Annotated in this window: 23 protein-coding genes; 2 read left to right on the top strand and 21 right to left on the bottom strand. The window is 59.5% G+C overall.

Annotated features, from left to right (window positions below; genetic code table 11):
- Nucleotides 1–5: 5 nt before the first annotated feature.
- From cas3 to bioB, 7 genes are all read right to left on the bottom strand, one after another.
- Nucleotides 6–2,267 carry a CRISPR-associated helicase Cas3' gene (cas3, locus tag ACEVBK_RS07205; protein WP_375057927.1) on the bottom strand — a complete coding sequence of 754 codons (2,262 nt, stop codon included), beginning with the start codon at nucleotides 2,265–2,267 and terminating at the stop codon, nucleotides 6–8.
- A gap of 147 nt (nucleotides 2,268–2,414) precedes the next feature.
- Nucleotides 2,415–3,251, bottom strand: coding sequence for a WYL domain-containing protein (locus tag ACEVBK_RS07200; protein ID WP_375057926.1), 837 nt, complete (start codon nucleotides 3,249–3,251; stop codon nucleotides 2,415–2,417).
- A gap of 151 nt (nucleotides 3,252–3,402) precedes the next feature.
- Nucleotides 3,403–4,275 carry a protease HtpX gene (gene htpX / locus ACEVBK_RS07195; protein ID WP_375057925.1) on the bottom strand — a complete coding sequence of 291 codons (873 nt, stop codon included), beginning with the start codon at nucleotides 4,273–4,275 and terminating at the stop codon, nucleotides 3,403–3,405.
- Between the two features lie 85 nt (nucleotides 4,276–4,360).
- Nucleotides 4,361–5,044, bottom strand: a complete 684-nt coding sequence (gene bioD / locus ACEVBK_RS07190) for a dethiobiotin synthase (protein ID WP_375057924.1) — start codon at nucleotides 5,042–5,044, stop codon at nucleotides 4,361–4,363.
- Complete coding sequence (gene bioC / locus ACEVBK_RS07185; RefSeq protein WP_375057923.1) at nucleotides 5,037–5,795, bottom strand: malonyl-ACP O-methyltransferase BioC; 759 nt, start codon at nucleotides 5,793–5,795, stop codon at nucleotides 5,037–5,039. The genes bioD and bioC overlap by 8 nt, the downstream gene beginning before the upstream one ends.
- On the bottom strand, nucleotides 5,792–6,943 hold the full coding sequence (bioF, locus tag ACEVBK_RS07180; RefSeq protein ID WP_375057922.1) for an 8-amino-7-oxononanoate synthase: 1,152 nt from the start codon (nucleotides 6,941–6,943) through the stop codon (nucleotides 5,792–5,794). Before bioF ends, bioC begins: the two co-directional genes overlap by 4 nt.
- Before the next feature lie 893 nt (nucleotides 6,944–7,836).
- The gene (gene bioB / locus ACEVBK_RS07175; RefSeq protein WP_375057921.1) at nucleotides 7,837–8,868 is read right to left on the bottom strand and encodes a biotin synthase BioB; all 1,032 of its coding nucleotides are present in this window, start codon (nucleotides 8,866–8,868) and stop codon (nucleotides 7,837–7,839) included.
- A 108-nt stretch (nucleotides 8,869–8,976) separates the two neighbouring features.
- Between bioB and bioA the strand changes: the two genes are divergently transcribed.
- Both bioA and ACEVBK_RS07165 read left to right on the top strand, forming a co-directional pair.
- Nucleotides 8,977–10,242 (top strand): adenosylmethionine--8-amino-7-oxononanoate transaminase, encoded by a 1,266-nt coding sequence (bioA, locus tag ACEVBK_RS07170; RefSeq protein ID WP_375057920.1) that lies wholly within the window; start codon nucleotides 8,977–8,979, stop codon nucleotides 10,240–10,242.
- A gap of 246 nt (nucleotides 10,243–10,488) precedes the next feature.
- Nucleotides 10,489–11,382 (top strand): neutral zinc metallopeptidase, encoded by an 894-nt coding sequence (locus tag ACEVBK_RS07165; RefSeq protein WP_375057919.1) that lies wholly within the window; start codon nucleotides 10,489–10,491, stop codon nucleotides 11,380–11,382.
- 125 nt (nucleotides 11,383–11,507) lie between these two features.
- On the opposite strand, the gene ACEVBK_RS07160 is transcribed toward ACEVBK_RS07165, so the two are convergent.
- From ACEVBK_RS07160 to ACEVBK_RS07095, 14 genes are all read right to left on the bottom strand, one after another.
- Complete coding sequence (locus tag ACEVBK_RS07160; protein WP_375057918.1) at nucleotides 11,508–12,455, bottom strand: tetratricopeptide repeat protein; 948 nt, start codon at nucleotides 12,453–12,455, stop codon at nucleotides 11,508–11,510.
- A gap of 112 nt (nucleotides 12,456–12,567) precedes the next feature.
- Complete coding sequence (locus ACEVBK_RS07155; protein WP_375057917.1) at nucleotides 12,568–13,509, bottom strand: type II secretion system F family protein; 942 nt, start codon at nucleotides 13,507–13,509, stop codon at nucleotides 12,568–12,570.
- Between the two features lies 1 nt (nucleotide 13,510).
- Nucleotides 13,511–14,479, bottom strand: a complete 969-nt coding sequence (locus tag ACEVBK_RS07150; RefSeq protein ID WP_375057916.1) for a type II secretion system F family protein — start codon at nucleotides 14,477–14,479, stop codon at nucleotides 13,511–13,513.
- Between the two features lie 12 nt (nucleotides 14,480–14,491).
- Nucleotides 14,492–15,799: a CpaF family protein gene (locus ACEVBK_RS07145; protein WP_375057915.1), complete on the bottom strand. Its 1,308-nt coding sequence runs from the start codon at nucleotides 15,797–15,799 to the stop codon at nucleotides 14,492–14,494.
- Nucleotides 15,800–15,820: 21 nt separating this feature from the next.
- On the bottom strand, nucleotides 15,821–17,041 hold the full coding sequence (locus tag ACEVBK_RS07140; protein ID WP_375057914.1) for a CpaE family protein: 1,221 nt from the start codon (nucleotides 17,039–17,041) through the stop codon (nucleotides 15,821–15,823).
- An 11-nt stretch (nucleotides 17,042–17,052) separates the two neighbouring features.
- Nucleotides 17,053–17,559 (bottom strand): TadE family protein, encoded by a 507-nt coding sequence (locus ACEVBK_RS07135; protein ID WP_375057913.1) that lies wholly within the window; start codon nucleotides 17,557–17,559, stop codon nucleotides 17,053–17,055.
- Nucleotides 17,556–18,032: a TadE family protein gene (locus tag ACEVBK_RS07130; protein WP_375057911.1), complete on the bottom strand. Its 477-nt coding sequence runs from the start codon at nucleotides 18,030–18,032 to the stop codon at nucleotides 17,556–17,558. The genes ACEVBK_RS07135 and ACEVBK_RS07130 overlap by 4 nt, the downstream gene beginning before the upstream one ends.
- A complete protein-coding gene (locus ACEVBK_RS07125) occupies nucleotides 18,032–19,366 on the bottom strand; it encodes a pilus assembly protein TadG-related protein (protein ID WP_375057910.1) in 1,335 nt (444 codons plus the stop codon). Before ACEVBK_RS07125 ends, ACEVBK_RS07130 begins: the two co-directional genes overlap by 1 nt.
- Nucleotides 19,367–19,380: 14 nt before the next feature.
- The gene (locus ACEVBK_RS07120) at nucleotides 19,381–19,650 is read right to left on the bottom strand and encodes an addiction module component (RefSeq protein ID WP_375057909.1); all 270 of its coding nucleotides are present in this window, start codon (nucleotides 19,648–19,650) and stop codon (nucleotides 19,381–19,383) included.
- A gap of 10 nt (nucleotides 19,651–19,660) precedes the next feature.
- Entirely contained in the window at nucleotides 19,661–21,064 is a 1,404-nt protein-coding gene (locus ACEVBK_RS07115; RefSeq protein WP_375057908.1) for a type II and III secretion system protein family protein, read from the bottom strand.
- Between the two features lie 41 nt (nucleotides 21,065–21,105).
- Nucleotides 21,106–21,897 carry a Flp pilus assembly protein CpaB gene (cpaB, locus tag ACEVBK_RS07110; RefSeq protein WP_375057907.1) on the bottom strand — a complete coding sequence of 264 codons (792 nt, stop codon included), beginning with the start codon at nucleotides 21,895–21,897 and terminating at the stop codon, nucleotides 21,106–21,108.
- Between the two features lie 48 nt (nucleotides 21,898–21,945).
- Nucleotides 21,946–23,184: an AAA family ATPase gene (locus tag ACEVBK_RS07105; RefSeq protein ID WP_375057906.1), complete on the bottom strand. Its 1,239-nt coding sequence runs from the start codon at nucleotides 23,182–23,184 to the stop codon at nucleotides 21,946–21,948.
- A gap of 118 nt (nucleotides 23,185–23,302) precedes the next feature.
- Nucleotides 23,303–23,821 (bottom strand): prepilin peptidase, encoded by a 519-nt coding sequence (locus ACEVBK_RS07100; RefSeq protein WP_375057905.1) that lies wholly within the window; start codon nucleotides 23,819–23,821, stop codon nucleotides 23,303–23,305.
- Between the two features lie 63 nt (nucleotides 23,822–23,884).
- Nucleotides 23,885–24,085, bottom strand: a complete 201-nt coding sequence (locus tag ACEVBK_RS07095; protein ID WP_375057904.1) for a Flp family type IVb pilin — start codon at nucleotides 24,083–24,085, stop codon at nucleotides 23,885–23,887.
- Between the last annotated feature and the right edge of the window lie 197 nt (nucleotides 24,086–24,282).

Genomic DNA, 24,282 nt, shown 5'->3' with positions numbered 1-24,282 from the left:
CTTAATCAAAAGACACAATCTTCCGGTTTGCTGGAACACAACGCGTCAGCAGGAAGCAAACCAAGTTGCTCATCATAAGCATTGGTCACACAGACCCCCCAGATGCCTGGTTGCAGTTCCTCAACAGCACCGAGTTTACGCAATGCTTCAAAATCGTGCTGGTACAGGTTCACACTCATGCGCTGTAACTTCCGCATCAGCCAGCGTTCTGATCCCAAGTGACGTAGTTGATCCATCAGTTTGAAACCATTCTCGCCGTAAGGAACCAGTACAGATACACCACTGTCCGGGATCAAACAAAATCTCTGCGCTGCACTACGGAATTGCACTACACCCTGCCGTGCATCCTGGGTCAGTAACGGTAGTATTTGGTGTTTGTCCGGGGTTTCCTGACTGAAATACTGGTTGAAATAGCGTTCAAATAACTGGTGGGAAAGCAGGTCGGATTCCTGCCCGTGCCAAACAGAGCGAGTTGCCTGCTCACCATACAGCAACAGTCCCTTGGCCGGAGACTTGGGCGGCACAAACACCACGACTTTGCCTTTATCCAGTTTACCTTCGCGGTTGCAGCGGCCTGCAGCCTGTGCAATGGAATCCAGCCCCGCCAAGGCCCGATAGACGACAGGAAAATCAAGATCCACTCCGGCTTCTACCAGTTGGGTGCTGACCACCCGGACAGGTTCACCAGCCTTCAAACGCCTTTTGATTGCAGCAATCACTTGGGAACGGTGTTCGCCGCACATCAAGGCAGACAGGTGCACGGTGCCAAGTGGCATCAATTCATATAGCTCACGCGCGTCACGGCGGCTGTTGACGATCACCAGCACGCTGGGATATACCTCAAGCTCAGAGGCCAGAGACGACCAGTCTCGGCGTACATTGAAATCTTGCGGCTTATGGATCTCTGTTCGTTGCATAGCGGAAAATAAGGCGTCTACATTGGAAGTAATCTCCTGCTTGGCATCCAATCCCCGCAGCCGAATTTTTCCAAAGCTGTCTTTCACGGAACCCAAGGCCGGTTGCGTGGCAGTCGAGAGTACCAACGATACGCCATAGTGCTCCGTCAATAACCGCAATACATCCAGAACAGGTTGCAGGAAATCAGGCGGTAACAACTGAGCCTCATCAAGGATAATCACAGAATTGACCAGGTTGTGGAGCTTGCGACAACGGCTTGTTCGCGCGGTAAACAAAGACTCTAGGAGTTGAACGTTTGTCGTGACCACGATAGGTGCATCCCAGTTTTCTGCAGCCAGTCTGGAATGAGCACTTTCCTTTTCGATCTTGTCAGGATCCAGGTTGGAGTGATGCTCTAAAACGGCATCGCCAAAAATGGCCCGGTATTGGTCGGCAGTTTGTTCGATAATACTGGTATAGGGGATGGCGATGATAATACGCTCCTTCCCGTATTTGACCGCATGTTCCAAAGCGAACGCCATACCGGATAAGGTCTTACCACCGCCAGTAGGAACCGTGAGCGTAAATATCCCTGGTGGTTCTTGGGCGGATTGCCGACAATCACTCAATATACCCGCCCGAATGGTATTGACCGCAGTGTTTTCCGCATCCCTGATTTTTTCGGCCATATAGGCATCCAGCTGTGCTTTCAGATCCCGGATAGACCAACCCCCTTGACGGGAAAGGGAGCGTTTCGGATCCATAAAACGTTCGGTGTCGAGAAAATCAGCATCCACTAGACAAGAAAACAGCATTCGCAACCACAAATGCAAACCGTCAACTCCCCCCAAGGGCCTGCTTAACTGCGACTGGACACTGGCTGGTTGGAGGATATCTTGGGGTATTACTGCCCGCAGTGCATCTTCCAGATAGCCTTTCTCCGCCCCCTTATCCAATCTATTAGACAGTGCGGCTTCACCGGCTTCCGCTTTGTTCCAATCTGGCAACCCAGCGTGATGACCAGCAATCAAATACGCTAAAAACTGTCCAGCCCCCTTGAGTTGCTGACAAGCATACAGGGCACCAGCAGTCGAGTGATCAACCCGCCCCTGTCCTTGCTCAATATGTGCTTCCGGATCGTAGCCGGATGCTTTTTTGATATAGCTCTGAAAAGCTTGGCGGTATTTTCCCAAGTCATGCCAGATGCCAGCCGCATTTGCCCAGTTCTCACCGCCGAAGAGAGCAGCAAAATCAGCTGCCAAGTCAGCTACCGCACGCAGGTGATCTTCGAGCGCGTGTTCCATCCACGGCCCTTGTTCGGGCTGCCGGACGTGGGCAAGGTAACTTATCTGATTATCTGAGATGTGCATGGCAATCCCTCCAAAAACAACTTTTGGTTGCTCTCTGTAGCACCATTAATGCCGACATTTCACCCATGGAACAACACTGTACATCCACACACGACAACTCAGTTGACAGGTTCGTCAACCCAGCTCGAATTACATTTCTTGCTCTCGTCAAAACAACCACTCCTTCACTTCTCCGTAGTTAGCCAGGATCAGTTGCTGGGCGGCGGGGTTGCCGTCGAGCATTTTCACGCTTACCTGCATCTCGTTGAGCAGGTACTGGGCCAGCGCGGCGCGGGTGGTGAGCCGAAGTTCACCCTTGGTCATGCCGTAGTCGTAGGCCAGGGCCTCCTGCTGTTCGGGGCCGAGGCGGGGGTCGGGCTTGAGGGTAAGGGTGACTTGGGTGTTCCAGGCGGTGTCGGGGGGCAAGGGGGCAAGTTGCGGGCCTTCCGGGCTCGGCTCGCCGTGGAAACGGCTCAGCACCAGGTCGCGATAGCCCTGGGCCTTTTCACACCAGGCGCGCAGGTGCCAGCGCCGGCCGGTGTTAACGAAGCGGATCGGCACTATGATGCGGCCATCCCGATCCGGCTTGCTAACGGCGCCGTAGTCTACTTCCAGCCGCTGGCCTTTTCTTATCGCCAGAACCAGCGGCCGTATCACCCTGGGGCTGACGTTGCGCGGTGTCGGCGTGAGGATGGCATGCTCCAGCCGATAGCCGGGATCAACAGGCATGGCATGGGCGCTTTGGCCGGTCATCCAGTTCAGGTATTCGGCCACATCATCAGAGATAAAAGCGGGCTTGAAGGTCGGTGCGGGCAAATGGCCCTTGCGGGAGGAGCAATAGACCAGGTTGCCGGGCTGCTCCTGCAAATACTGATTGATGTCCTTGCTGGCCTGCTGGCGGCTCAGGCCGAAGAACTGCTGCAAATGGTTGGCGGTGAGCCGCCCTTCCCAATAAACAATCAGCTCAATCAGCCAGTAGCGGCGCTGGGGTTCGGTTTTTATCATGGCATCCGTGCTCTTTGTTTTTTGCCATTAAAGACAGAAAGCGTCGCCGCCGGCAATCGCATATTTTTGACAATCCGCCGTTTGTTGATCCCGGACATAAAAAAACCCCGGCCAGGCCGGGGTGAAACAGAGACCAAACTACAAAAGGGGATTAACGCAACTCGCGCAGGCTCTGGATGCGTTTTTCGATGGGCGGGTGGCTCATGAACAGCTCGCTGTGGCGCTTGCCGTTAATGCCGAAGGCGGCGAGCGAGCCTTCCAGTTCGGTTTCCGGGCCGCGGCGCAGGCGCTCGAGGGCGGCAATCATCTTTTCCTTGCCCACCAGACGGGCGGAGCCTTCGTCGGCGCGGTATTCGCGCTGGCGGCTGAACCACATCACGATGATGGAGGCCAGGATGCCGAACACCATTTCCAGCACTATCACCACACCGAAGTAGGCCAGGCCGCCCAGGCCGCCGCCTTCTTCATCGCCGCGGCTCAGGAAGCTGCTGATGATGTTGGCCACGATGCGGGCGAAAAACATCACGAAGGTGTTCACCACGCCCTGGATCAGGGTCAGGGTGACCATGTCGCCGTTGGCGATATGGCTTACCTCATGGGCCAGCACGGCTTCGGCCTCGTCCCGGCTCATGCTGTACATCAGGCCGGAAGACACCGCCACCAGGGAATCGTCACGCCGGGCACCGGTAGCGAAGGCGTTCATGTCGGGCGAATTGTAAACCCCTACCTCGGGCATGCCGATGCCGGCCTGCTGGGCCTGGCGGGCAACCGTGGTCATCAGCCAGTGCTCCATTTCGTTACGGGGCTGGGTAATAACCTGTACCCCGTAGGCACGCTTGGCCATCCACTTGGACATAAACAGGGAGATGGTGGCGCCGCCAAAGCCGAACACGGCACAGAACACCAGCAGTCCGCCGATGCTGCCCCGGTCGATGCCCAATACCGAGAAGATGATGTTAAGCACCACACCCAGCACCGCTACCACGGCCAGGTTGGTGGCAATAAACAGCAGAATGCGTTTCATAGGGTTTTCCTTAAACAAAGAAGTCTGTCGACATAATATGTCCGAATAAGCAAATTTCAAGACGAGACCGACGAATTATTTCAACCTATTTTAATAAGGGCGACAGATCGATAAAGCCGTCGGCCGCCTCGGCCCCGCTTTCCGCAAGCCAGGGTATTTCACCCAACAAGGGCGCAGAAATCAATTGCTTAAGGGTATCGGCATTCTCCCGATAGTGGCTCATGTGCGGGTCCACCCGGTTCAGCACCCAGCCGGCCACCACCAGGCCGTCGTGGCGGATGGCCTCCAGGGTAAGCAGGGCATGGTTGATGCAGCCCAACCGCGCGCCCACCACCAGGATCACCGGCAGGTGTTCCTTCTTCACCCAGTCCGACAAGAAGTGCCGTTCGTCCAGCGGCAGCCGCCAGCCCCCCGCCCCTTCCGCAAAAATCCAGTCGGCGGCGGTTTCCTTCAGCCGGGCCAGGCCCTCGCCGATACGGGGGATGCTGATGGGATCAAAGGCTTGGGCAGCGGCAATGTGGGGGGCGATGGCCGGGGCGAAGGCGTAGGGGTTGTGCATGGCGTAGGGCAGCGGGATGCTGGACTCGGCCTGCAACCCCAGGGCGTCACTGTTCCTGAGCTCGCCCCCCAGCCAGTCGCAGCCGGAGGCCACCGGCTTGTAGCCCAGCACCTTTTTGCCGGCCTGCCTGGCCGCCCGCATCAGGGCGCGGGTCACGAAGGTCTTGCCCACCTCGGTGTCGGTGCCGGTCACGAAAAACGTTTTAACCATAAATCACTCCATAGGCCAGATGGTAGCTGGCCACAGATTGTCCTTGCCGGTCTTTAGCATAGGCCATATTGAGTCGCTGCCAGGCCTCCTTGCCGAGCAGGCCGGGGCGGCGGTCGCCGTTTATCCGATTGGCGCCGATGCCTTTCAGGTCCAGCAGCAATCCCTTCAGTTCGGGATAGGCCAGCCGGATATCGGCCCGTTCCAGGCGCCAGCGCCGGCCGGTGGCGGCCAGGTGGGCCTCGAGTGTTTCCTGCTCGATAAAGCGGTTGATATGGGCATGATGGTCCACCTGTTGCCAGGCGGCCTCCAGCTCGTGCAAGCTGCCCGCCAGCAGGGTGGAAAACACCATTACGCCGCCGGATCTCAGCCGCGCGCTCCACCGTTCAAGCCAGGCGGCCGGGTCGGCGCTCCACTGCAGGCAGAGGTTGGCGAAGATAAAGTCCAGGCTGTGTTCGGGCAGCGGCGGCTGGTCCATGTCGGCGCAGATGGGCTCCACCTGTGCCTTGCTCGCCGCCTGCTGCAACATGGCCGGCGACAAGTCCAGCACCAGCAGCCGCTCGGCCCGCCGTGTAAGGGCAGGCACGAACCAGCCGCTGCCGCAACCCAGATCCAGGCCGGTGCCGGCCCGGGCCGGAAGCAGGGCCAGCAGATCCTCGCCACTGCGCCGTTGCAGCTCGTTGTGCCGCTCGTAGCTGTGGGCGGCCCGGCCGAAGGCGGCCGCCACCTTTTGTTTGTCGATAAGCTCCATCATGGGCTTACTCCCTTTGCGGCCTCGGTAAGGGCCTTGATCAGTCCCCGGATATCCTCTTGCGTGTGCGCGGCGCTCAGGGTAATGCGCAGCCGGGCGCCACCCACCGGCACCGTGGGCGGGCGAATGGCGCCCACCCAGAAGCCGCGTTCCTTCAGTCGCGCCGCCAGGGCCAGGGTGCAAGCCTCGTCGCCAATTACCAGGGGCTGGATGGCGGTGGCGGAAGGCAACAGCTCGAACGGCAAGGCTTGCACACCGGCGCGGAACTGCCGCACCAGTTGGTTCAGGTGTTCACGCCGGTCGCCGGCCCGGCGCACCAGGCGGATGGCGGCCAGGATGGCGGCGGCCTGGGGCGGCGGCAGATGGGTGCTGTACACATAGCTGCGGCCAAAATTGTGCAGGTACTCCACCAGCTCGCGGCTGCCGCCGACAAAGGCGCCGCTCACCCCCAGCGCCTTGCCGAAGGTACCCATGAAGATCTGCACCTGTTCCGGCGCCACCCCCAGCGCATCCAGGGTGCCCCTGCCCTCCGAGCCGAGCACGCCCAGGCCGTGGGCGTCGTCTATCATCAGCCAGTTGCCGCTCTGCCCGGCCAGGCGCGCAAGCCCCGGCCAGTCGCCCAGATCGCCGTCCATGCTGAATACGCCTTCGGAGACGATCAGGCCCGCTTCAGGCTTGAGCCTGGCCTCGAGTGCGGTCATATCGTTGTGGGCAAAGCGCAGCAGGCGGGCCGGGCTGAGCAGGCCCGCCTCCTGCAGGGAGGCGTGGTTGAGCCGGTCCTGCCACAACAGGTGTTCCTTGCCGAGCAGGGCTTTTATCACCGCCTGGTTAGCGGAAAAACCGGAGCTGAACAGCAGCACCGCCTCCAGCCCCAGCCAGTCGCACAGCTCCGCCTCCAGCTCCCGATGCACGGCCTGGTGCCCCACCACCAGCGGCGAAGCCACGGCGCCCACGCCGAATTCCCGCGCGGCCCGGTCGGCGGCCAGGCGCAGCTCCGGCGCCTGGCTCAGGCCCAGGTAGTCGTTGCCGGCAAAGTTGAGGTAGCCCTGGCCGGCGGACCACAGCAGCCGGCCTGCCACCTTGTCGATAACAGGCAGGCTGCGTTTCAGCCCCGCTGCTTCGCGGCCGGCCAGGCTCAGGTTAAAGGGCATAGAGCTGCTCTCCTAAAAATACCGAAATAAAACCCGCTTAACGCGGAGCCGCCCGCCCCTGGATCCCCGCCTTCGCGGGGATGACGGAAAAGACGCGAAGGTGACGGCAAAGGCGCGAGGCTGACGGCAAAGCGCAGGAGTGGCGGCAAAGCGCGGGGCTACGGAAAGCCGCGGGCTGACCCGTATCCCGTCACTCCCGCGCAGGCGGGAGTCCATTCACACCAGCAGCCTGCATCATCGTCCGGGCCGGCACCTCTGCCTGGATCCCCGCCTTCGCGGGGATGACGGAAAAGACGCGAAGGTGGCGGCAAAGGCGCGAGGCTGACGGCAAAGCGCAGGAGTGCCGGCAAAGCGCGGGCTACGGAAAGCCGCGGGCTGACCCGTATCCCGTCACTCCCGTGCAGGCGGGAGTCCATTCACACCAGCAGCCTGCATCATCGTCCGGGCCGGCACCTCTGCCTGGATCCCCGCCTTCGCGGGGATGACGGAAAAGACGCGAAGGTGGCGGCAAAGCGCAGGAGTGACGGCAAAGGCGCGGGGCTACGGAAAGCCGCGGGCTGACCCGTATCCCGTCACTCCCGCGCAGGCGGGAGTCCATTCACACCAGCAGCCTGCATCATCGTCCGGGCCGGCACCTCTGCCTGGATCCCCGCCTTCGCGGGGATGACGGAAAAGACGCGAAGGTGGCGGCAAAGGCACGAGGCTGACGGCAAAGCGCAGGAGTGGCGGCAAAGGCGCGGGGCTACGGAAAGCCGCGGGCTGACCCATATCCCGTCACTCCCGCGCAGGCGGGAGTCCATTCACACCAGCAGCCGACCTCTTTTTCAGACCTTCAGCCCGCGGCGCCGTAACCGGTCGAATACATTCGACCGGTTACGGCCTCCAGCTGTGTTTTAAGCTTCGTAGTAGAGCGGCTTGGGCGCTTGCTGGGCGGCCAGTTGCTCGTGCAGTTCAATTTCGGTCATCTCGTCCGGTTTCTGGCTTACGCCGCTGGGGCGCAGCCCCAGGCGCCGGAACAGCTGCATATCGCTGTTTTCGTCCGGGTTGGGGGTGGTGAGCAGCTTGCAGCCATAGAAGATGGAGTTGGCGCCGGCCATAAAGCACAGTGCCTGCATTTGATCGTTCATCTTTTCCCGCCCGGCGGACAGACGCACATGGCTCTTGGGCATCAGGATGCGGGCCACGGCGATGGTGCGGATAAAGTCGAAGTCGTCCAGATCTTCCTGGTTTTCAAGCGGGGTACCCTTTACCTTCACCAGCATGTTGATGGGCACACTTTCGGGCTGGCGCGGCAGGTTGGCCAGGGCCAGCAGCAGGCCGGCGCGGTCTTCCGGGCTTTCACCCAGGCCGACGATGCCACCGGAGCACACCTTCATGCCGGCGCTGCGTACGTTTTCCAGGGTGTTGAGCCGGTCGGCGTAGGTGCGGGTGGTGATGATGTCGCCGTAAAACTCCGGGCTGGTGTCCAGGTTGTGGTTGTAGTAGTCCAGCCCCGCCTCGGCCAGGCGGCCAGCCTGCTCACCGGACAGCATGCCCAGGGTCATGCAGGTTTCCATTCCCAGCGATTTCACCTCCTGCACCATCTTCAGCAGGTAGGGCATGTCCCGCTCCTTGGGGTTGCGCCAGGCCGCCCCCATGCAGAAGCGGCTGGAACCGTTGGCCTTGGCCTCCCGCGCCCGCTCCAGCACCTTTTCCACCTCCATCAGCCGCTCGGTTTCCAGCCCGGTGCTGTAACGGGCGCTCTGGGGGCAGTATTTGCAGTCTTCCGGGCAGGCGCCGGTCTTGATCGACAGCAGGGTGCTCACCTGCACCTCGTTGTGGTCGAAGTTGGCCCGGTGCACTTGCTGGGCTTCGAACAGCAGATCGAAGAAGGGGCGTTCAAACAAGGCGAGTACCTGCTCGCGGGTCCAGTTCTGGCGGCTCATGGTTGCCCTATATCCTTAAATTCAAGAGGTGTTTTGCTTGGCTAGTGTAAGGACGGATGCTAGCCTGTCAACCATCAAGATCATAACAAGTTTACATCTGACCAATTTATGACCAATCAAGAATTCGATCTGCACCACCTCTGGCACCCCTACACCTCCCTCACCCGTCCCCTGCCCTGTTACCAGGTAGAACGTGCCAACGGCGTGTATCTGGAACTGGCGGACGGCCGCCGGCTGATAGACGGCATGTCGTCCTGGTGGGCCTGCCTGCACGGCTACAATGTGCCGGAGCTGAACGCCGCCGCCACCGAACAGCTTGAAAAAATGTCCCACGTGATGTTCGGCGGCCTCACCCACGATCCCGCCATCAAACTGTGCCGGGCGCTGGGCCAGGTGCTGCCGGCAGGGCTGGATCGCTTCTTCCTGGCGGACTCGGGCTCAGTGTCGGTGGAGGTGGCGCTGAAAATGGCCATCCAGTACTGGCACGGCCGGGGCACGCCCAAAACCCGCTTCGCCACACTTAGCCGCGGCTACCACGGCGACACCTTCGGCGCCATGAGCGTGTGCGACCCCAACGGCGGCATGCACAGCCTGTACAAGGGCTTTTTGCCGGAGCATATTTTCGTGCCCACGCCCCAAAGCCCCTTCGACGGCGAGCTGGACCCGGCCGATCTGCAGGCGCTGGAAGTGCTACTGGCCGAACACCACCGGGAGCTGGCGGCCCTTATTCTGGAGCCCGTGGTGCAGGGCGCCGGCGGCATGCGCTTCTATCACCCGGGCTACCTCAGGGGTGCGCGCGAGCTGTGCAACCGTTACGACGTGCTGCTGATCGCCGACGAAATCGCCACCGGTTTCGGTCGCACCGGCAAGCTGTTCGCCTGCGAATGGGCCGGTATTACGCCGGACATCATGTGCATCGGCAAGGCGCTCACCGGCGGTTATATGACCATGGCCGCCACCATCACCACGCAAGCGGTGGCCAGCACCATCTGCAACGGCCCGGCCGGGGTGTTGATGCACGGCCCCACCTTTATGGCCAATCCCCTGGCCTGCGCCGTGGCCCTGGCCAGCCTGGAACTGCTGCTCGCCTCCCCCTGGCAGCAGCGCATCCAGGCCATCGAAGCCCAGCTCAGGCACGAGCTGGCACCGGCCCGGGCGTTACCTAAGGTGCATGATGTGCGGGTACTGGGCGGCATTGGCGTGGTGGAAATGAAGGAGCCCCTCAACGTCGCCGAGGTGCAGAAGCAACTGGTGGAGCTGGGCGTGTGGATCCGCCCCTTCGGCAAGCTGCTCTACATCATGCCGCCCTATATCATAACGCCCGACGAGCTCACCAAGCTGACCGGTGCCATGAAGGTCATCGCCGGGCAGTAGCAGCGGGAGCAGCCGCCATCATCGGTCGATTGACATCGACCCTGCGGCCCGGTGAGGTCTGTAGGGCCGAATGTATTCGGCCAAATACGGCGCCGGGTGTGGCGAGGACCATGGCAAACCAGGCATGGGTGAACCGCACCATGGCAGGAAATTGCCGGGCAATGGGGAAGAGTCCGTTGACAGACAATTGACTCCACCCCCTTTTTCCAACGATCTTATGGTTTTACCCACACAAAGGAATCCCACATGCGTTGGGAACACAGACGTCGTAGCTCCAATGTGGAAGACAGGCGCGGAGCTTCGGCCGGCACACCGGCCCTGATGGGGCTGCTGATACGCCTGTTGCCCTGGTTGCTGCGCACCAAAGCCGGACGGATACTGCTGGTGGCCGGCGCCGGCATTTTTGTTGGCGCCCGCATGCTGGGAGTGGATCTGCTGCCCCTGGTCACCGGCCAGCCGACACCGGTCAACCAGCACCGCTCCCTTAGCGCCGAAGAACAAAAACTGGCCGAATTCGTTTCGGTGGTGCTGGCCGATACCGAAGACACCTGGCAGCCGCTGTTTGCCCGCATGGGCAGCCGTTACCAGGATCCCACCCTGGTGCTGTTCAGCGGCCAGGTGCAATCTGCCTGCGGTTTCGCCCAGGCCGCCATGGGCCCCTTCTACTGCCCCGGCGACGGCAAGGTCTATATCGATCTGTCTTTTTATAAGGATCTCAAGGAGCGGCACGGCGCCCCCGGAGACTTTGCCCAGGCCTATGTGATCGCTCACGAAGTGGGTCACCACGTACAAAACCTGCTGGGCATTTCACGCAAGATACATGAAGCGCGCCGCCGACTGCCGGAGGTAGAAGCCAACCTGCTATCGGTGCGCCAGGAGTTGCAGGCAGACTGCTTTGCCGGTATCTGGGGCTTTTATGCCAATCAAGAGCGGCAGCTGCTGGAACCCGGCGATCTGGAAGAGGCCCTGACCGCCGCCGCCGCCATCGGCGACGACAGGCTGCAACAACAGGCCCGGGGCCGGATAACGCCGGACAGCTTCACCCATGGCAGCTCGGAGCAACGGGTGCGCTGGTTCAAGCGGGGATTCGACTCGGGCGAGCTGGAATACTGCAATACCTTCGATGCCGACCGGCTTTAAGCCGGCATCGCCGGCGGGATGTGACATCTCCAATACTTTGGTAGAGGCGGCTTCAGCCGCGTGGCGGACAACGCCGATCCGACACCGCCTGCAGGTTGCGGCGGTGTCGTTAATCCCGTGGCCGGCTACCGCTTACCCACCGCCGACATGGTTTTGGCCTGCCGCAGGTTTTCTACGGCTTTGGGGTAGTAACGGGGGGAGGAGTCGATGGCACGCTGGAACAGGCCGGCGGCTTCTTCATGGGCTCCTTCCATCATGGCGATGTAACCCAGATCGTTCAGGGCCTCCGCCTGGGACATGTTCTTGCGCAGGGCCGCCAGAGCTTCGGACTTGCGCCCCCAGCGGTAATACAACAATCCTAAGTTGTTCCAGGCCCGCTGGTATTCCGGATCCTGGTTTACCGCCCGGGTCAGGGCCCGCTCCGCCTGGGGATATTCGCCTTCCAGATAGTAGGAAAAGCCCAGGTTGGTGTGCAGCATGGCCAGGCCCGGTTGCACCTTCAGTGCGCACTGGTAATACTGCCGGGCCCGCTCGCCCTGTTCCATCATGTCCGCCAACAGCCCCAGGGCATTGTAGCTACGCCAGGGTGACTGGTTATCGGTGACGCAGTGGGCCACATTGGCAGCGGGCGCCTTGAGCCGGGCCAGGTCGGCGGCCACCACTTCCTGCAACAGGGTTTCCGCCTCCCGGTGGCGTTTCATGTCCACCAGCAAGAGGGCCAGGGCTTCTTTCAGATCCTGCCTTGCCGTATCGATGGCCATCGCCTGGCGGTAGGCCTGCTCGGCCCGGCTATTGCTGCCGCGCTGCTGCTCCAGCAGGGCGATGTTGAGATACACATCGGCCTTGTTGAATTCCCTGAAGGCCAGCGCCTGGGTATAGGCATAAATCATGGCGTCCGGATTGCCCGAGGTTTGCGACTGGGCGATCAGCATGCGAACCTCCGCCGCGTTGCCGGGCTTGATCACGCCCGACCCCGGTGTTTTCGGGCCCGACAGTTCCTCGTCCTGCTGCCCGCTGGTCGCGGCACAACCACTCAGCAGCAGCACTATCAAGCTTATGGTGAGCTTTTTCATCTTGTTGTCCTCAGGCCAGTCCCTGGCCAAAGCTGTTTACATCTCGTTAATGCTAGTAGGGTCGGGAATCATCGGCCAGCTTGCACATCCTGGATTAATGGGCTCCGCCCCTTTACATCCCCCCCATCACTTTGAATACCTTCAATAGTGCTGGGCCTACCGCCACAATAAAAAACGAGGGCCAGATAAAAAATACCAGCGGGAAAATCATTTTGGTGCCTATCTTGGCGGCCAGCTCTTCCGCCTCCTGCTTGCGCTTGATGCGGTATTCGTCCGCATAAACCCGCAGGGTTTCGGCGATGCTGGTACCGAGCTGGATGCATTGGTTAATGGCCACGTTCAGGCTGCGGAAATCCTCCAGCCCGGTACGCAGAATAAACTCCTCGAAGGCCTGCTGCATGGTCAGGCCCGCCCTCAGCTTGGCGGAAACCAGGGTCAGTTCCTGAGCCAGCTCTTCATGGCTCATGCTTACCTCTTCCGCCACCCGCTGCAAAGCCGCCTTGAAACCCTGCCCCGCCTCGGTACAGACCACCAGCAAGTCAAGCGCATCGGGCATGGCCATTTTCATCTGGTTCATACGCTTATCGGCTAGTCGTTCCAGGATAAATACCGGCAAGATATAGGACATATAGGCAATGCCCGCCACTAGTAGCAGAATCATATTAAAAGGCAGCCGAGAAACCTGGCTAAGCAACATAAAACTCAAGGCTACTACCAGCAGTATCACTATCACCCGAATGCCGTTGAATACCCTGTAAGCCGATTCCTTGTGAAAACCCGCATGCACCAGCAGGGTGCGGATACGGTGGCCGTTAAAGCCGCTGCCATTCTGTTTGGCGATAACCAGCCGTTGTTCCAGGGTTTGCTCGCTATCGTCAACGTCTTGCTGTATGCCTTTTAGCTGCCGGCGGTAAGGGCTGGCTACTCCGCTGGCCACCAGGGTCAGCCCCCAGAACAGGGTAATGGCGGAAAGCCCGACAATGCCGAGCAGCAGCCACTGGCGCAGTTGCGGATCGGCAAGTACCTGCCCTGCCAGTTGATTGAGCGTGTCCATATTACACCTCTATCTTGATAATTTTGCTGATCCACCAGGTGCCGATGGCCATCCCTGCCCCGCCGAATATCAGCAGCCTGTTGCCGTCAGAAGTGCCAACCAGTTCGCCAATATAGCCAGGAGTGGTCACATACATAAGTGCAAAGAGTGCAAAGGGCGTCAGCACCAATACCCAGCCCGACATACGGCCCTCGGCGGACAAAGTGCGCAACTGGCGATTGAACTTGAAACGTTCGCGGATAACTCGCGCCAGTTTGTCGATATTCTCCACCAGATTGCCGCCGGTTTCCCGCTGCACCTGCACCGCGCTGATCAGCGCCATATTGGAGATGCTGGGCACCCGCTCCAGCAGCCCGGTCATGGCCTTGCGTACATCTTTGCGGTAGTTGATATCGGCAAATACCAGGGCGAACTCCCGCCCCAGCGGGTTGGGCATCTGTTCGCTAATCAGTTTGATGGTATCGGCAAAGGAATAGCCCGCCTGCAGCCCCCGTTTCATGATGTCCAGTGCCTCGGGTAACTGCTGTTCATACAGCACCAGCCGCTGCAGGTAGTTGCGCTTAAGCTTGAAATGAGCAGCAAAGGAGGGCAATGCCAGCATAAAAAGGCTTAGCCAAAAATTATGCAGCCAGAACCAGCTTATCAGTACCAATACCAGGCTGATGGCCCCCACCATCAGCACCAGTTGCCAGGCATAAAGCTTCGAGCCGGCCAGCTCCAGGGAAAAGGCCACCCGCTCCAGTATCGGCAGGGTTTCTATCTTGCGCAGCAGCGGCGACAGGGCATCCAGCTTTTTGGTGCGATAAATGGAGGCCTGGGCCTGCTCCCGGTTTTCTTCCGCCAGCGCCTTGACCCGGCGTTTAAGCAGGGTGGAATAATTAAGGCGCGGCTGGGTTACCGGCACAAACAGCGCCATGCTTAACGCCACCACCGCCAGCCCCACCAGTGCCAGAAAAATCAGGGTATTCATGGCAACCTCCCGCTAGAAAATCCCTTTATGCAAGTCGGCGTCGCCAAAGAGGCTACGCGGCAATACCATGCCCCGGCATGCCAGCCGGTCATAGAAGTTGGGCATGACCCCGGTCGGTTTGTGGCGCCCCAGCACATTGCCTTCGGCATCGATGCCGGTACGTTCGAAGGTAAAGATTTCCGACATGGTAATGGTTTCGCCTTCCATACCGTGCACTTCCTGCATGCTGACCATGCGCCGCCGGCCGTCTTCCTGCCGCTCGAGCTGGATGATTAAATCCAGCGCCGAAGCCACCTGGGCCCGGATGTTTTTAATCGGCATATCGAAACCGGTCATGGACACCATGTTCTCGAGCCGGCTCAGGGCATCCCGCGCGCTGTTGGCGTGCACCGTGGTCAACGAACCCTCGTGGCCGGTGTTCATGGCGGTCAGCATGTCGAAGGCCTCGGCGCCGCGCACCTCCCCCACCACGATCCGATCGGGCCGCATCCGCAGGGTATTTTTCACCAGCTCCCTCAGCCCCACCTCGCCCTTGCCCTCGATATTGGAAGGCCGGCTTTCCAGCTGCACCACATGGGGTTGCTGCAGTTGCAGCTCGGCGGAGTCTTCCACCGTAATGATGCGCTGGTTGGCGGGAATAAAGCTGGACAGGATATTAAGGAAAGTGGTTTTACCGGTGCCGGTACCGCCGGAGATCAGGATATTGAGCTTACCCTTGACCACCGCCTCCATCACCTGGGCGATGGCCGGTGTAATGGTGCCGAAGTCGATCAGGGTATCGACGGCCAGCTTTTCCACGGTAAAGCGGCGGATGGAAAGCGTGGGGCCATTCAGCGCCAGGGGCGGAATAATGGCGTTAACCCGGGAGCCGTCTTTCAGGCGGGCATCCACCATGGGAGAGAGCTCGTCGATACGCCGCCCCACGCTGGACACGATACGCTCGATAACGCCCATCAGGTGTTCATCGTCCCGGAAGGTCAGCGGTACCCGCTCTATGCGCCCGCGCCGTTCCACATAAATGCTCTGGCTGCCGTTGACCATAATATCGGCAATGGTGTTGTCGGCCAGCAAGGGTTCCAATGGCCCCAGGCCCAACACTTCATCCAGGATCTGGCGGATAATCTTCTGGCGGGAAGCCAGCGACAGCGGCACGGGAGACTCCTGCATCAGTTGCAGGCAGAGCCGTTCTATCTGTTCGCTGGCCTGGGATCTGGACACCGTCTGCAACATGGGCAGGTCCAGCATATCCATCAGCTTGGTATGCAGCCGCCGTTTATGGGCTTCTTCTTCGTGGTTGAGGATATAATCTTCAAGGTTCATCCATGACCCCCTTGGCCTCGGCTATTTTTTGCCGAACAGCCGGTTAAGTAATCCCGGTTTGGGCTCGTCCTGCCCCGGTTTGGGTTGCAGCGCCTGGGTAATATGATTGAAGGCATCAACCAGTTTATGACTGCGTTTTTCCTCCGCCACCAGTCTGCCCAGGTCGGTGCAGGTTTCGGCCATGGCAAAGTCGTTGGGCAAGGTAAAAATGCGGGTAAGCTCGGTGGCTTTTTCTATATCCTTGAGGGAAACGTCCTTTTTCTTGTCGTAACGGTTAATCAACAGCAGGATGCGCTCCTTGCCGATGCCCAGTTCATGACGCAATTGTCGCAGCAGGTAAATGGTCTCGCGCAGGCCCGCCAGGCTTTGCTGCATGATCACCAGCACCTGGTCGGCATTTTCCAGCAGCGGCAGGCTCCAGCTTTCCGGGCCGCGGGACATATCCACCACTATATGGTCGTACTGGCCGCGCACCAGGTGCAGCAACTGGGAACACTGGCGGGCGGAGACACTTTTTTCATCGTGCAGCGGCAAGGTGGAGGTGGGCAGTATATCGAGCCGGTCGCGCGCCTTGCTGACCATGCCGCCCAGCGCCATAGCATCCAGTTCACCGGCCCGCAGCAAAGCCTCGTTCAGCCCCCCCTGCTTGTCTTTGATGTTAAGGTAGTCGGCCAGGGAGCCGTAGCGCATATTGGCATCCAGCAACAGTACTGTTTGCCCGGGCTCGGACCCGTTCAAGGCATGCCCAAGGTTGGCACAGACAAAGCTGGCCCCGGAGCCGGGCTTGCCGTTGACCACCACGGTAACCGGCGCCAGCCGCACACTGGCCGAAATTTGCGCCGACACTCGCACCAGGGCCGACCACAACTCGACCGGATCACACTCGAAAGGCAGAAAATCCAGGGCCCCCATGCGCATGGCGCGGCGTACCAGGGCGGTGTTTTTAGCATCGCCCACAAAAATCAGGGAGCGCTCTTCCCCCCCCTTGCGCTCCAGTTCGTCGTATACCGGGGCCATCATGGGGTGATCCACCAGCAGCAAGACCTGGCGCTCCCCCTTGGGCAAAAAGTCCTGGTCGTTCAGCTTTTTCAGCTGCAGCTGGCTGCTATGGTGCAATTTGACTTTCAGCAGGGGCCAGAGCCGTTCATCCGGATCCATGATATTCAGCTGCAAGGGGCAGGACAGGGCCGGTAATGGGTGCATCCCTTCTCGCTCCAGCTCCACTATTTTGGCGTCAGTCATCGGTTTATTCCTCAGCTTCCCACACAGGGGGCCTCACTCAAACCACCATGATCCGCGGTACGAATTCGTCCTAAATTCTCGGATCTCAATGTGGTGGCGAAGTCGGGAGCAAACATGCTCAAATCAACGGTCAACGGCAGTACCATTTCATAACGGTAATTGGCTATACGGCTGCGCACATAGAAGATGCTGCCGTAATCGACCCCGGCCGGATCCGCCAGGGCGGTTCCGCTATTACGATCAAGGTATTCCAGGGTGATGTTTGCCGGGGTAAAGCCCGGCAAACTGCCGCCCACTTCATCCACGACCATGCCCGCAACGGCACCATTGACCCCTTCATCCACCAGGCATACCGCAGCCAGGCGGGCGGCTCGCCTGGAGGCCTCATTCAACAGGTTCCAGGTATACATCAAACGGCCAACCTCCATCACCGCGAACAACACCAGGAACACCACGGCGCCCACTATGGCAAACTCCACCGTGGTGGTGCCGCTTTGCCGGGAAACTTGGACACTCATTGCAGCACCCTCATGGTCATGCTGGTTTGCAGGGGAAAATCCAGCGACAAGGTTTCACCGAAAAAGGTATTGAAGCCAAGCCCGAACATGGGCTGCCAGCTGTAGCTGACCCGGATCTGGATATAAGGGTCGCCATCTATCGCCGGCACCTCAAAAGGCCCCACAAAGGTGATATCCCCCGCGGCCAGCCCCGGCAATACGGGAGCGGTACCGACAACTTCCTGGCCGTAAAGAATCAGGTTCCTAACCTTTTGCTCCATCTCCGCCGTCAGCTCGAAGGTGCCACTGTTATCGCTGGCGCTCACTGTTCTTGCCCCGGCCCTTACCGCCTGGGTCAGGGTATTGTATTGATACAGCATGCGGCCAAACTCACCGATGGCCAGCACCAGCAACAGCATAATCGGCATGACGATGGTTGCCTCTACCGCGGCTAACCCTCGCTGCCTTGTGATAAGTGAAGTCCGAGTTTTCATCAGGCCCCCTTGCCATCGGGGTCTTTGTAAAGCACCAGACGATCCAGCCCGCTGGTGCTGTCACTGAAGCCGCCCCCTTCCGAGGTGCAGTTCTTGACGAATTCGGCCACGATAAACTGGGTAGTACCGGTACTGCCGGTCACCTTCTGGCTGAGGAACATGCAGGCAAAGCCAATCAGCTCCAGGTTGGTCGAGCCCGGGTTATGGCCGGTACAGTCGGCCACCGGCACACTCACCTGACGCCGCTTGGGCAGGCAGTGCTGGGTTGTGGGGCTGGTGCTGTGCACATTATTGAAGTAGTCATTATACCCCTGCAACTTGCTGACCAAGCCGGAGTCTTCGGGCAATACGCTGCTGGTACCGTCGGGGTTGTCAAACTCGGTGCCGTTGAAGTTCACCAGCTCCAGGCCGGTAGAAGCGGCATAGTTGGGCACGGCGCAGTCGGCGTAATAGGCATCGGCGCCGCCGTTCGTCGGGGCATCCAGCGGTTCCCGCATGTTGCCACTGTATTCCCCGAAGCGGGTATTCAGGCCCGTTTCGGTCGGCCCGACCATATTCCCGGTTTTGGTTCTCAGTTCGCCATCTTCCAGCAGGGTGCTGCACTGGCCGTCATGAATGTTGCCGGCCAGGCCATCCCTGAACTCATTGGCGCCACCGCCCACGTCACCAAAGTCCAGGGCCAGGAAGTTGCCGGGGCCTACCGCTGAAGTGGCATTGTGGTTGGGGGCCTTGATCACCAGGATATCCCCCCGATCGTTTTCATCCGAAGGCGTAAAACCGAAGGTATAATCCGGCGAGTTTTTATTCTCCAGGTCGCCGGCGCACATCAGCAGGGGGATGAGCTGGCAGGGGTTTTCAATGGGTGGGCTGGCCCCGGCCACGGCGGAAGCGCCGACCTGCCACACGTCGAGTACTATCTGGGACAAGAACTGGGTGACGGGAACGGTATCCAGTATTACCCGGATATAACGGGCGTCGGGATCACCGGGTGCATCGGTGAATCCGGGATAAACGGTTGTGGAAAACTCGATCGTTACGGCGTCGGCCAGGTTATCGATATCCACATTCACCGCGCTAAACCCCTCACCCGTAAAAATGGTGCTAAGGGTGTCGTATACGGCCTGCTCGGCATCGGCGTGGCTGCCGCCGTCGTCCAGGGTCTTGGCGCCACTTAGCGCGGCTGAGTCCACCGCGTCCTGTACCCGGGTTTTGTTCAGCAACAAATAACCGCCGTCCAGGGCCAGGGCGGTGAAGGCCAGCAGTACAAACAGCGCCACCGTTACCAGTATGAGCACGGCGCCTTTTTGCTGCTTCCTGTGCGATAGCGCTTTCATGGCATTCACTCCTGCTAGTCGCCAAAGTTCAGGGTAACCTGGGTTTTACCCTCGGCCGGGGTTTCCGCCCCTTTTGCGTATTTGCCGTAGAGGGGTACCCCATAGTTGCCATCCAGGGTCAGCGCGGCTATTTTGCCGTCGTTACGGGCCGGGGCTTCCGGATCCATAATCTGCAGTTCGTTCAGATCCTGAATGCTCTCGCCCATGGCAAAGTTGTAGTGCCGTTCGGTGGCGCAACCGGCCAGCAGCCCGGCGGCCAGTAATGTCAGTAGTATCGGTTTCATCGTGCTGCTCCTATAAAGACTGGCCGTAGGTCTGCTCCATACCGCCTTCGCCCATTGCCGGGTTTACCCCGGAATTGCCGGCAGGCTGGGCCAGGGGAGTGCTGTCGCCCACCCGGGTGCGCTCCGACATCCGGCCCAGCAGGTAGAATTCCACGTCGTTGGGCTCGATAAAGCCGTCGGTGGGCAGGGTAACCTGCTGTTTATCGAAGGGGCGCACCAGGCGGGGGGTAACCATAATCACCAGTTCGGACTCGCCCTTGATAAAGCTGCGGCTGGTAAAGAGATTGCCCAGGATGGGAATGTCCCCCACAAAGGGCAATTGGCTTACCGACTCGCGGGTGCTTTCGTTCAGCAGGCCGGCAATACCGATGGTCTGGCCGTCGCCCAGCTCGACGGTGGTGCCGGCGCTGCGCTTGTTAAGGGCGGTGATATTGCCGAAAATGGGAATTTCGGTGGTATTGGCCACGGTCGGCTCGCTGACCGCTACATTCAGGTTAAGGTTGATTTTGCCGCTGTTCAGCACCACCGGCGTGAACTTGAGCCCCACCCCGAATTCCTTGTATTCGATGGCAATGCCGTCTTCATTGGGTACGGGAACCGGAAACTCGCCACCGGAGAGAAACTCGGCGGACTGGCCGCTGATGGCGGTAATGCGCGGCTCGGCCAGCACCCGGGCCAGGCCGCGGGTTTTGGCCAGATCCAGCGCCACCTGGAAGATGTCGTCCTTGCTGCTCCAGTTGCCCAGCAGGGTATTGGTGCCAAAGTCGGCCAGGTGGCCCACGCTGTCACGCAGCAGGGTGAAGCTGCCGCCCCGCAGGCTCAGGCCGAAGGCGGATTCCCAACTGCGGGACGTGTCCCGCGCCACCTCGGCCACGGTAACTTCCAGCATCACCTGCTGGCCGCCGCCCACGCTCATCATGTTCATCACCTCGGAGCGGGCCGTGCCGCCCTCGGCGGCCACCACATAGCCCCGGGCCAGCTCATAGGCGGCGTTGAGCTTGCCGAGATCCGACACCTCGCCGCTGACCACCAGTTGCCCCTGGGAGGTATGCACCTGAATGGGCTCGTTGGGCAGGAAGCGATACAGCCGTTCTTTCAGCCCCTGCAGATCGTGGCTGACCTCGATGTCGTACACCTGCATCAGGGCGTCGTCCATGTCCCAGATCATCAGGTTGGTGTGCCCCAGCGACTTGCCCACCAGGTAGAGCTCGCGATCTTGCAGCACCAACACGTCGGCAATGGCCGGGTTGCCCACCGACACCCGGCTGGCGGACCGGTCCAGCATCAGTGAACGGGATTTATGAATGGGCAACTGCACTTCGTTGCCCGCCTGCTGCAAGGCGCCTCCGGCCCAGAGTTGCCAGGGCGACAGCAGCAATACCGCCCCCATGATTGCGCTGATAATGGTTTTCATAGCCACCTCCGTGTGAAGCTTTTTATTCATTAGCCTGTTATTCAGCTTTTAATGGGTATTTGCTGCTGGCTGGTGCCCTTGATCAGATCAATGGTGGCCTGGCGCGGCCTGGCCCTGGGCTGGGGCGCGGCCGGCTCTACCGCCGCCGGTGCCGGCTCCGGAGCCAGCGCCGCCGTGACTTCAAGGTCATGCTCGTCGTTGGGGTTGCGCAAGGCCAGCTGGATACGACCATTGGAACTGGCATTGACCAGGCGTTCGGCCTGCTCCGGGTCTACCTCCAGGGTCACGGCGCGCACCAGCTTGGGTCGGTTTTCATCGGTATGCTGGGTTTGGTCTACCGCCAGAACCTTGAGGTTTTGCAGCACGGTGCGGGTCATGTCGCCGTCGGTAAACAGAATGTCGACCCGGTTGCCGGGCAACAGGAAACCGGCCACCCCGATCACGTCGTTCACCCGCACCGTTACCGCCCTCATGCCGGGCTCCAGCAGCACGGAAAGGGTGCTGCCCTGGCCCAGGGGGGCCAGCCGCTCTTTGCGCAGCATATCGCCCCGGTACAGGTTGTTTTTGGCCACCATGTTCTGCACCTGATCCAGGCTGGTGAGGGCACCGGGCGGCACCAGGCGGGAGTCGATGTCGCGCAGTTGAACGTGCAGGGGCTGGATGGGGGCACCGGGCACCAGATCGATGGCGGCCACCACCACCTGGGTGGTTTCGGTGTCGGTTTGCGCCAGGGCGGCACGGTTTTGCTGATTAAGCCAGTTGTTTGCCATCCAGGCAGCGGCGAGGCCGAATACCACGGACAATACAAACAACAGCAGGGTACGTGTTTTCATAACCTATCCTTGGTTTCCCTGTTTATTTATCCTCGCCACAGAGTATAGTCAGTGCACACAATACATGTTCCATGCCTGGCGCAAAATTTCTTCACTCAATGGCCGGCCGGCCTGGCCGTTAAAATGCATGATATCGCGGGCGATACCCAATATATCCCGCGGGTAGCAGGCAATCAGCGGTTTGGCGTTGTTTTTATGCAGTTCATCTACCATAAAATTGAACAACTGCTCGGTGGCCACCAGCTGGTATTTTTCCAGGTTCATATTCCAGACCTGCCGATACAATTCCACCGGCATGGCCTGCAGCTGAATCTTATAACCCAGGCGGCGTAAAAACGCCTCGTCGGCAATGGTTTCCGGCTCCAGGTTGGTGGAAAACACCAGTATCTGCTCGAAGGGAATATCGAAATGCAACCCGTTGGGCAAAGACAAAAAGTCGCGCCGTTCTTCCATCGGCACTATCCAGCGGTTAAACAGCTGGTCGGCGGAAAAACTCTGCCGCCCCAGGTCGTCGATAAGAAAGACGCCGTTATTGGCCTTGAGCTGCAAGGGCGGGCTGTATTGCCGGGCCTGGCGGTCGAAGTGTACTTCCAGCATATCCAGCTTCAATTCACCGCCCACCATGACCAGCGGGCGCCGGCAGGGAATATAGCGTTCATCCCGCTCTTCTTTATCCGGTTCGTCCAGCCGCCAGTGATAGAGGGGATCGAATACCGGGATAATGGTATTCTGCACCGCGATGGCATGGGGCACATAAACACTTTCATCGAAAATCTGGTTAAAGCGGTGGCACAGAAAACTTTTACCGGTGCCCGCATGGCCGTAGATCAGCAGGGGCCGGCGTGAATTCAGCGCCGGCCCCAGGGTATTGATAAGATCCTGACTTATCACCATATTGTCCAGCGCGGCCACCAACCGCTCGCGGCGAATGCTGCGCTCGCCCAGGGCCTGGGCCAGCACCAGCCGGTTATAGTCGGCCAGGGGAATGGGCGCCGGGCCTATATAGCCGTCGCGGGCGCTGTGTTCCTGGGCCTCGTACTGGCCCTTGCCGGTAAGGGCATAGCGAATGGGCTCTTCCATCCGGCCCGAGGCGCGCACCTCCACCAGTTGCAGGGTTTTCAGCTCCTGTAACAACGGCTCGACAATGCTGCCGCGCAGGCAGAGCCGCTCGCTCAAGGTGGGCAGCGAGAGGCTGCCTTCTTCCTGCAAATGGCGCAGCACAAGGCGAAACAGCAGCTCGCGGCTAAGGCCGGTGTCGGCCAGGGTTTTGGGTTTGGGCAAATACATCCTTGTACCTCCTGTTATAAGCCGAAAGCTTGAAGCCAGAGGCTGGAAGTTGCCGGCAGCATCAGCAGGGGGCCTGCACCGCCCCCTGCCGCTTTTGCAGGGTCGAATTTATTCGCCCCTACGACACCAGGGTAAAAATATTAAAGTGGTTCAGCGCCACCGCCAGCCCGGCCCCCAGCGCCAGGGCCGGGCCATAGGGCACCTTGAGTCCGGCTACTTCATTGTCGACCGGCGCCAGATAGCGGCGGGTACCCAAAATAATGCCGTAGCGGCTAAAGGTGGTTTTAAAGCCCTGCCAGCCCACCCGGCGCCAGGCCAGAAACAAGACCAGGGGCAGGCCGATAATCAGGCCATAGAGCAGGGATTCCAGAAAGACCTGCCAGCCCACAAAGGTGCCGATGGCCAGGCCCAGCTTGACATCGCCGCCAGCAAGAAGCCGAAAGAAAAACAGGGGGAATAATAAAACAAATGCATACACCAGCCCAGTCAGACTAAAAGGTACTCCTTGCCCCAAAAATCCGTGATAAACAAAAGACAATGGAATAAAACTTAACGTCAGCCAATTGGGTATCTTATGACTTATCAAATCCAACCATATCGCTGAACCAAGAAACGCAAACAATGGTAGCTGTTCCATAGCGTCACCATTTACAAAAAGATGCAGAGTAGTCTCACTACCCTGCAGCCTTAACTTAAATAATCAAGAGCAAGTGTCACCAGCATTATTGGCGTCGGCGAGTGTATCGCAAAGACCACTAATTGCCTCTTCTACTTCTTGGCCTAGCTCTGTAAATGCCAAAACCACCGTAGCTGCAACCAAAGCACCGGCCACCGCATATTCAACCGTAGTCAGACCATCTTCATCTTCGATAAGACGATTCAATTCTTTTAAAATCAACATAAAAATACCCTCTATCCTTGTTGCGTATTTTTACTTCCATACTAAAAGTCATGGAAAGCACTGATTACCACTAAAGAAGCCGGATACTTCCGGCAATTGAACATGCATAACGCACATCCGGAATACTCATATAGTCGCGCCGCCTCCTTTCCCGCTCGATTATATGCCCCGGACAGGTTCCGGTCCCAAGCAAAGTG

The sequence above is a fragment of the Zobellella sp. DQSA1 genome (genome assembly GCF_041950555.1).
Lineage (GTDB): Bacteria > Pseudomonadota > Gammaproteobacteria > Enterobacterales > Aeromonadaceae > Oceanimonas.
The sequence above is the reverse complement of the archived record's forward strand: the minus strand, read 5'-3'. Positions and strand labels throughout refer to the sequence as shown.